Source organism: uncultured Corynebacterium sp., from assembly GCF_902782855.1.
Lineage (GTDB): Bacteria > Actinomycetota > Actinomycetes > Mycobacteriales > Mycobacteriaceae > Corynebacterium.
In genome coordinates this window covers 1-9,070 of the sequence record NZ_CACZOO010000356.1, presented here as the reverse complement: position 1 = coordinate 9,070, position 9,070 = coordinate 1, and the positions used below count along the sequence as shown (strand labels likewise).

General features: G+C 66.6%; 7 protein-coding genes. 5 read left to right on the top strand and 2 right to left on the bottom strand.

Features of this window, described 5'->3' with window-relative positions; genetic code table 11:
- The 5 genes from QZV72_RS14430 to QZV72_RS14410 form a co-directional block, all read left to right on the top strand.
- The coding region (locus QZV72_RS14430) for an MFS transporter (protein ID WP_297009409.1) at positions 1–722 on the top strand (722 nt) is incomplete at its 5' end.
- Between the two features lie 52 nt (positions 723–774).
- Positions 775–1,110, top strand: a complete 336-nt coding sequence (locus tag QZV72_RS14425; protein ID WP_297009407.1) for a helix-turn-helix transcriptional regulator — start codon at positions 775–777, stop codon at positions 1,108–1,110.
- A gap of 122 nt (positions 1,111–1,232) precedes the next feature.
- Positions 1,233–3,515: a hypothetical protein gene (locus QZV72_RS14420; RefSeq protein ID WP_297009405.1), complete on the top strand. Its 2,283-nt coding sequence runs from the start codon at positions 1,233–1,235 to the stop codon at positions 3,513–3,515.
- A gap of 872 nt (positions 3,516–4,387) precedes the next feature.
- On the top strand, positions 4,388–5,887 hold the full coding sequence (gene phoA / locus QZV72_RS14415; RefSeq protein ID WP_297009410.1) for an alkaline phosphatase: 1,500 nt from the start codon (positions 4,388–4,390) through the stop codon (positions 5,885–5,887).
- A 64-nt stretch (positions 5,888–5,951) separates the two neighbouring features.
- Positions 5,952–7,190, top strand: coding sequence for a dicarboxylate/amino acid:cation symporter (locus QZV72_RS14410; RefSeq protein WP_297009404.1), 1,239 nt, complete (start codon positions 5,952–5,954; stop codon positions 7,188–7,190).
- 27 nt (positions 7,191–7,217) lie between these two features.
- On the opposite strand, the gene lepB is transcribed toward QZV72_RS14410, so the two are convergent.
- Both lepB and QZV72_RS14400 read right to left on the bottom strand, forming a co-directional pair.
- Entirely contained in the window at positions 7,218–7,976 is a 759-nt protein-coding gene (gene lepB / locus QZV72_RS14405) for a signal peptidase I (protein WP_297009402.1), read from the bottom strand.
- A gap of 76 nt (positions 7,977–8,052) precedes the next feature.
- On the bottom strand, positions 8,053–8,877 hold the full coding sequence (locus QZV72_RS14400) for an ABC transporter ATP-binding protein (RefSeq protein WP_297009401.1): 825 nt from the start codon (positions 8,875–8,877) through the stop codon (positions 8,053–8,055).
- Positions 8,878–9,070: the final 193 nt, after the last annotated feature.

The following is a 9,070-nucleotide window of genomic DNA, read 5'->3' as shown; positions in this document are numbered from 1 at the left end:
CGGAGGCGGAGGCGGAGGCGGAGGCACGCACACCATTGCTGGACCTGTCCCTGCTGCGCAACCGCGAATTCCTCGCCATGTGCCTGGTCCCCATGGCCGGCTCGATCGGCTTCGTCACCCTGCTGACGTATCTGCCCTCCGCATTCAGCGGCATCAGGGATCTCAGCGCCGGACACGCCGGACTGCTCATGCTCGCCATGACCGCCCCCGTCGTCACCGCTCCGACCGTGGTGGCCAGACTCATCGACACCGTCAAGGCGATCACCGTCAGCAGCGTCATCTACACCAGCCTCATCGCCCTCATCCTCGGTGACCTCGGGCTGATGCTCCTGAACGAGAACCGTTCGCTCGGTTGGATCATTGTGCCGATGATCCTCCTCGGCCTGGGCTTCGGCCTACCCATCGGACTGGTCGACGGCCATGCCCTCGAAGTCATCCCGCCGGAACGCACCGGCACCGCAGCTGGCCTGCTCAACTTCTTCCGCGTCGGCAGCGAAGCCGTCTTCGTCGCCGGCTACTCCCTCATCCTGTCCACCCTGATCGGCCGTCAGCTCACCGGCGATTCCGCCGCGGACACCGCCGCCGGCCAGCCCGGACACCCCGACGTCTACACCAGTGCCTTCACCACCACCACGCTCGTTCTCGCCGTGTTGGTCGCGGTGGTCACGGTCGCGGTCCTCGCCATCCGACGCCACCACGCCACCACCTCGTCACCCCGCTGACGAAGGTACGATCAGCATCGTCACCACCAGTACCTTCGAGGAGTCAGCGACCATGCCGGACCAGGACGGGCACCCGACAGTCGACGAATTCGACCTCTCCGCGATCCTGCACGCTCTGTCGGACGAGAACCGTCGGCACGTCATCGTCGAGCTGGCGTCCCTGCCGGACGGGACGGAACAGTTCTGCAGTGTCTTCGGCACACCGTGGGCCCCGTCCACCCGGACCCACCACTTCCGGGTCCTCCGGAACGCCGGGCTGGTTCGGCAACGCGATGTCGGTAACGGTCGTATGACCCAACTGCGTCGCGCCGACCTCGACAAGGCCTTCCCCGGGCTCCTGGAGCAGATAGTCGCCTCGGACAAGATCCAGGAGAGCCACCGGGGCTGACTCCGGCGGGGGCGGGTCGGGGGGTGTCACTTACATGCCGGACGCCGCGAACACGTAACGACACCCGGGCACGGAAGGTTAGTGCGTGTGATGTTTCCACTTCGCCACTGAAAGGCTCCCCCATGAGCGCTCCCGGCCGCCACCGTGCGACCTCCCGTTCCGGTCATTCTGGCCGCACCGGACTCGCTACCACAGTGACCAGCGCGACCACCGCAGCACAGCGGAGAAGGTGGCGCACCGGCATCCTCAGCCTCGGTGCGGTGACCGCGCTGGGGGTCGGCGTGTCGGTCGGCCCGTCGGCATCCGCAGCGAGCTCCTACAACGGCGATTTCAGCATGGGACAGCTCGATGACCTGCTGAACAACGACATGATCCTCGACTACCTCGAGATCTGCCGCACCGCCGCCGGTGCGACCCCGGTCCCCGGGGCGGGCTCAGAGGGCACAGAGGGCACAGAGGATTCGGGGGACGCCGCGTCCACCCGCCCGGTCGCCGTCGCGGACTGTTCCCAGGCCACCGGTGACGGCCTGGCGATCGTCCTGCCGGACCGGATCGAGCTGGGCAACGCCGCGGAGAACACCACGATCGACCTGGGCAAGGACATCAAGGTTCTCGGCTACACCTACCGCCTCGGGGAGCGGAACCTCTTCGAGATCCTCAGCGCCGCCGCCCTCGGCAGCGACACGATCAAGAACATCGTCGGCGGACTCGGCCTGCCGAAGATCGACCCGACGAAGCTCGGCGAGTACAGCTCCTACGAGCAGGTGCAGGCGGACGCGGCGCTGCCGGTGAACATGAAGACGGAGCGGTACTGCTCCGGCGGCATCGAGGTAGGCGGGACCTGCCTGTGGCCCGGCAAGTGGAAAGAGAAGACCTACGACGCCAACGCCGAGAAGCGCGCCGAGGCACTGAAGATCGCCGAGTACCTCACCGGCCACACCTACGACGCCTCCCAGCCGGTCGAGCTGCCCGACCTGGCGTCCTCCGGTCCGCGCGGCACCGCGACCATCGCCGGTGACGGCATCAGCGTCGCCGCCGCCATGCGCGACGGTAACGCCCTGGCCGAGGCGAGGAAGCTCTTCGGCCTGCCGTCCGCCGCACTGGCGGGCGCCGACCAGGGACGCAGCACCATCGCGCACTCCACCCTCGGCATCTCCACGGCACTGAACATGGACACTGACGACATCTCCCTCACCTGGTTCGGCCAGGCCCTCAACCTCGACCGGCTGCGTGAACTCGGCGTCGAGAAGTACGCCGGGGATGATGTCATGGATCTCCTCGACACCGCCGAGAACCTCGACATTCCCGCACTCAAGGAGGTGTCCTGCTTCGGCATCAGCGCCACCGCCACCGCAGAGGGCCTCGGTTCCTGCACCAACATCCTGGGAACCTTGGACCGCTACGAAGACCTCCGTGCCCCGGTCGCCGGCGAGTCCCGCCAGACGCAGTGGGGCCTGACAGACCTGTCCTCCCTCGTCCTCGGCAATGACGCCCTGGTCAAGCAGCTCACCGGCGCGCAGGAATCCACCCCTTTCCTCGACGATCTGATGACCAACATCACCGGCGAGGAGGGGCGCCTGAAGTTCGCCAAGGACTTCGTCCGCTTCACGAAGAATGTCACGACCGACGGGATCGAGGTCCCGGTCCTCGACGACGAAGGCATTCCGGTCCTCGACGATGAGGGGCATCCGGTCGTGGAGAAGACCACCCACCAGACCACAGCCGCCTGGCTGACCTCGGACTACGGTCTGCGCGAGCCGGTCACCGTGGAGTGGTCCGGCCATCGCGTGATCTTCTTCCCCGGCGTCGACGTCAACGGTTCGACCCGCCCGAACATCCTCAGTCTGCCGCAGATCGAGAAGATCACCGATGACGCAGACTCCGGCATCCTCCCCAAGATCAGCCTCGTTACCTGGGACAACGCCTTCGGCCTGGGCACAGTCACCCTCGACGACCTCACGCGCCCCGACCGTATCTTCACTAACTGGGTCACCAGTGTGACTCTTCCGGATGACCTGAAGTGGCTCGGGAACCTGGTGAACCCCGGTGCGGACGAGGAGCTCACGGAAGATCCGGCGGACACTGAGGAAACGGCCGCTTCAACGGACACCTCGGAGCCCGCCGAGCCCGAGGCCGTCACGGCCACCTCCGCATCCACCTCCGCATCCACATCCGTTGAGCCCGTTACCACGGACACCGACACCACGGACACCGGCACCACGGACACCGACGAGAACGACCGGGTCAGCGTATCAACCCCTGAGCCGACCGCCGAGCCCGCCGAGCCCGCCGAATCCGAACCGGCCGAGCCCGCAGCATCCGCGGAGCCTGCGGAGTCTGGGCCCACCGAGCCCGCCGAGCCCGCCGAGCCCGCCGACGAGACGAACGAGGCCACCGTCGGTTAAGTCCCGCGACCCCCACTGTCAGCACCAGAACCAAGCGTGCTGCAGTGTCGCTACCAGTACCGAGATGCGGAAGTCAGGTACCTGATTACCGCATACCGGTACTGGTGGCAGATGTGCTGCCACCTCGGTACTGGTGGCAGCACGTCATGAGCGTGAGCAGGCATCAGTGCCAGCAGCCACGGGAGTGAGGTCCCCTCGGGGACAGCCCCGACGCTCACCCCGACCAGGGCCTGCACGCCGTCGTTCACCGGTTTACCGGTCTTCTCGGCGACAAGGTCACACTCCTCCCCGTTGCCGGGAGCACAGATGGACCGCCGGTCCCCGTCAGTGACATGGACCATCTCGTCCCGGTCCACATCAGCGAAGACCCCCTCTTTCTCCAGGTCAGCATCCGGGCAGATGTGTCTCCGGTGAAATCCGGGGATCCTGGGCAGGTGTAACCGTATTCTTCAGCCTTCGCCCGGAAAGCCTTCCACGCCTCAGAAACGTGGGACGCATCGGCGACCGCTGAATCTGCTGAGGGCACCCCGACCGGCCGCGTCCGAATCGGGGTCGTCGCTGCCACACGCTGCAAGCCAGACTGCGGTGATCAGGGCAGCGCCGGCGACGAAGGTCCGGGAAAGAGCTCTTGCGGGAGAAATTACGGATGGCATGACAGCCAGTCGATCGTACCCGGCTTCATGAACTGTTCACCTCCCCTCATCTCAGCAATCAACGCGGATTCATCTCCACTACGTATCGTCCCCTCCGAACCCACCGCACAGGATGGGCAACACTGACGTTGATCCAGGAAGAGAACCGTGACCTCACTGCGCTCCCCCCGTACCACCCGCACCACCCGCACTGCGCACACCGCGCTCGCCGTCCTCGGCATCTCCACCCTCCTCGTCACCGCAGCCTGCAGCAGCGGTGACAGTGACAGCAACACCGACAGCACCGGCACGGCGTCCTCCGGAGAAGCAGGTGCCCTCGCCGACCGCGCCGCCGACGGCGACATCACCACCAACGGTGGTGCCCGACGCCTCGACGGCGACCAGACCGACTACATCCGCGAGGCGATGCGCGACGCCGGCGCGAAGAACGTCATCCTCCTCATCGGCGACGGCATGGGTGACTCCGAGATCACCGCCGCCCGTAACTACGCCGAAGGCGCCGCCGGCCAGTTCGCCGGCATCGACGCCCTACCGGTCTCCGGCCAGTACACCCACTACTCACTGAACAAGGACGGCTCCCCCAACTACGTCACCGACTCCGCCGCATCCGGTACCGCCTGGGCCACCGGCACGAAGTCCTACAACGGGGCGATCGGTGTCGACATCCACGGTAAAGCGCAGAAGAACCTCATCGAGAAGGCGAAGGACGCCGGCCTGGCCACCGGCAACGTCTCCACCGCCGAGATCCAGGACGCCACCCCCGCCGTCCTCGCCGCGCACGTCGCCCAGCGCAAATGCTACGGCCCGGAGGACGCCGAGAAGTGCGGCGACGACCTGCTGGAGAACGGTGGCAAGGGATCCATCTCCGAGCAGATCCTCGGCACCCGCGCCGACGTCACCCTCGGCGGCGGCGCAGAGAGCTTCACCCAGACCGCCCGGTCCGGGGAGCACAAGGGCAAGACACTGACGGAACAGGCCACCGACCTGGGCTACCAGCTGCCGACGAATGCCGCGGAACTCGACAAGATCACCGAGGCCGACCAGGACAAGCCGGTCCTCGGCCTGTTCAGCGACGGCAATATGCCGGTGCGTTGGAAGGGCTCCACCGCTGAGAAGGAGGGCTACCTCAAACCCGCCGAGACCTGCACCGACAACCCGGAGCGCACCGCGGAGGTGCCGCTGCTCGCCGACATGACCTCCAAGGCCATCGACCTGCTCAAGGAGAACCCGGACGGGAAGGAGAACGGTTTCTTCCTGCAGGTCGAGGGTGCGTCCATCGACAAGCAGGACCACGCGGCGAACCCTTGCGGGCAGATCGGTGAGACCGTCGACCTCGACGAGGCCGTGCAGAAGGCCCTCGAGTTCGCCGAAGCCGACGGCGAGACCCTCGTGCTGGTCACCGCCGACCACGCGCACACCAGCCAGATCGTCTCCCCGATGAGCGAGGACGACATCAAGAGCATGGCGGAGAAGGCGGGCATCAGCGTCGAGGAGGCCCGCGCCACGGTCTACCCGGGACTGTCTCGCAACCTGACCACGAAGGACGGTTCGGAGATGACCATCGCCTACGCCACCTCCGACAACCAGGACACCACCGACCAGGGCCACACCGGCACCCAGCTGCGCATCGCCGCCTACGGCCCCGGTGCGGCGAACGCCACCGGCCTGACCGACCAGACCGACCTGCACTTCACCATCGCCGACGCTCTGGGGATCTGATCCACCCCCGCCACCAGGTGAGCACTTTTGTTTCGCATGGTGGCGGCACCTTACAGTCACCCCCATGACCTTCAAGAAACTCCGCGGCATGCTGCTCTTCCGCATCGTCGTCGCCATCATCCTCGGCATCGTGTGCAGCCTCTTCTTCCCGGACTGGCTGGCCCGGGTGTTCGTCACCTTCAACGGACTGTTCAGCAACTTCCTCGACCTGTTCATCCCCGTCCTCATCTTCGCGCTGATCACCCCGGCCATCTCCGGGATCGGCCAGGGCGCGGGCAAGTGGCTCGGCATCACCGCCGGCATCGCCTACGCCTCGACGATCATCTCCGGGCTCATCGCCTTCGGAGTCGCGACCGCGCTCTACGGTCCGCTGCTCGGCGACGACAAACTCGACAACCTCGGTGACATCGACGAGGGCGCCCTGACCGCCTTCTTCGACATCGAGATGCCCGCACCCTTCGAGGTCATGACCGCCCTGATCCTCGCCTTCTGCATCGGACTGGCGATGACGGCGGTGAAGTCCGAGGTCCTCCACGCCGGCGTCCGCGAACTCGAGGGCATCGTCATGAAGGTCATCAAGGTCTTCGTGATCCCGCTGCTGCCCGTCTTCGTCTTCGGCACCTTCCTGTCGATGGGCAAGAACGGCACCCTCCTGGATGTCATCGGCGCCTTCATCAAGGTCCTCGTCCTCGCCACCGTCATGACCCTCATTCTGCTGGTACTGCAGTACCTCTTCGCCGGTGCGGTCGCGAAGAAGAACCCCTTCCGGGCCATGTGGAACCTCGCCCCTGCCTATGCCACCGCCCTGGGCACCTCATCCTCGGCGGCGACGATCCCGGTCACCCTGGAATGCGTGAAGAAGAACGGTGTACCGGACAATGTCGCCGGATTCGTCGTGCCGCTGTGCGCGACGATCCACCTCGCCGGCTCGATGATGAAGATCACCCTGTTCGCCGCAGCCGTGATCCACATGTTCGACCTGGACATCTCCACCGGGAAGTTCATCGGCTTCCTGCTGCTGCTCGGCATCATGATGGTCGCTGCCCCGGGTGTGCCCGGCGGTGCGATCATGGCCGCCGTCGGCGTGCTCGGCGACCAGCTCGGCTTCGACCAGAGCCAGATCGCCATCATGATCGCCGCCTACATCGCGATCGACTCCTTCGGCACCGCCGCGAACGTCACCGGTGACGGCGCGATCGCCCTGATCGTCAACAGGATCTCGGGAGGACGCCTCGGCGTGGACTCCCGCGAGGCGGAGATCAACGAAGCCGTCACCGAGGACATCACCGGGGCACGGAACTGAGTCGGCGCCGCGCGGCACCCGGAAGCCCTAGCTGACCCCACCGATCCTGCTCAGCGGCCAGACCTTGAACCGGGCCTTGCCCACCACATTGTCGACGGGGACGGAACCCCTGTCCGGAGCGTCCTGATGGTACCGGGAGTCCTTGGAGTTGGTGCGGTTGTCGCCCATCATCCACAGAGCGTCATCCGGAACGGTGACGGGGCCGAAGTAGGGGCCACCGCAGGCCTCGGAACCGGAGCGGGGGTCGACGGTGTAGGCGGGGGGATTCAGCGTGAACGAGGAATCGACCTGCGTGCCGTCGACCATCACCCCGGCGTCACCCTCGAGGCACTGCACCGTCTGTCCACCGGTCGCGATGACCCGCTTGACCAGCGTGTACTCGTCGGGGGCGAGAAGGCCGACGGCGGAGAGGCCATCCTGCCCCACCCTGATCACCGGGTTGGCGGAACGGCCGGAGGTCCAGCCGTCCTCCCAGCCCTCCGGCGCCGCAAAGACGACGACGTCCCCCTGCTTCGGCTCGCTGAACCGGTAGCTGAGCTTGTCGACGACGATGCGGTCACCCGTACAGCCCTCACAACCGACGAGCGTGGGCTCCATCGACTCCGAGGGGATCTGGTAGAGGCGTCCGAGAAAGGTGTTGACCAGCCCGAGTATCAGCAGCGCCACCACGACGGTGACGGTGTACTCGACCCAGGCGGGGCGCTTCTTCCTCGCGTCCTGCGCGTCCCGCGCGGCCCTCGCGTCCTGCGCGTCCGGCACGGTCTTGTCGTCGTTGTCGTCACTCACCCATGCGATCCTAGTCGCTGAACGCACCGGACTCAGTCGCTGAACGCACCGGACTCAGTCGCTGAACGCACCGGACTCAGTCGCTGAACGCGAACCATCGCCCCCGGACGCGTTCGAGCTGCACGTCCATGTCATAGAGGACGCCGAGGTTCGCCGAGGTCATCGCATCCGCCACCGGGCCGGACGCCATGACACGTCCCCCCTTGACCATGAGCACGTCCGTGGTGGACGCCGCGATCTCCTCCACATGGTGGGTGATCAACACCGTCGTCATTCCGGGCAGGGTGGCGCGCAGATCGTCGACCACGTGGAGGAGCGTCTCGCGGCCGGGCAGGTCAAGACCGGTGGAGGGTTCGTCGAGCAGGAGCATCTCCGGCTCAGTGACCAGGGCGCGGGCGATGAGGGTACGGGCCTTCTCACCCTGGCTCATCTGGCGCCACAGCCGGTCGGCGCGGGTGTCCATGCCGACAAGTTCGAGGAGCTCGGCGGTGCGGGCGCGGTGCGGCTCATAGTCGAAGCGCCGGATGTAGCCGTTGGACGCCGAGACGCCGGACAGCACGGCCTCGTAGGCGGAGATGTCGGCGAGACGCTGCTTCGGGTCGACGTAGCCGATGCGCTTCTGCAGGTCGGCGACGGCGGTGCGGCCGAGTTCCTCCCCGAGGATGCGGACGCTGCCGGTCGTCGGGTAGAGGCGTCCACCCGCCATCTTCAGCATCGTGGACTTGCCGGCACCGTTGGGGCCGAGCACCGCCCAGTGCGTGCCGGTGGGGACGGTGACACTGAAGTTCTCGACGAGGGTGTTCGGTCCGCGACGAATCGTGACGTCGTCGATGGCGATCGCGTTGGCGTTCGACGTGGTGCTGGCGGCGTTCGGCGTGGTGGCGGAGATGGCGTCAGTCATGCGGGGCAGGTTACTCCGCCCACCTTTTCCCACCTAACGGGCATCGTTGTCCCACTGTACGATATCTTCCCGCACCCCTCGCCGGCATTCCCCGCCGGGTCGGGTGCCCCAGGGTGGAATGACGCCGCCAGACCAACCCACGGCACCCGACCCGGGCACGACCGGACCCAGGTGCGACCCGAGGGGGTGGTTT

Coding starts and splice junctions, on each gene's coding strand:
- QZV72_RS14425 (WP_297009407.1), top strand. CDS start 775: ATGCCGGACCAGGACGGGCACCCGACAGTCGACGAATTCGACCTCTCC.
- QZV72_RS14400 (WP_297009401.1), bottom strand. CDS start 8,877: ATGACTGACGCCATCTCCGCCACCACGCCGAACGCCGCCAGCACCACG.
- QZV72_RS14410 (WP_297009404.1), top strand. CDS start 5,952: ATGACCTTCAAGAAACTCCGCGGCATGCTGCTCTTCCGCATCGTCGTC.
- QZV72_RS14420 (WP_297009405.1), top strand. CDS start 1,233: ATGAGCGCTCCCGGCCGCCACCGTGCGACCTCCCGTTCCGGTCATTCT.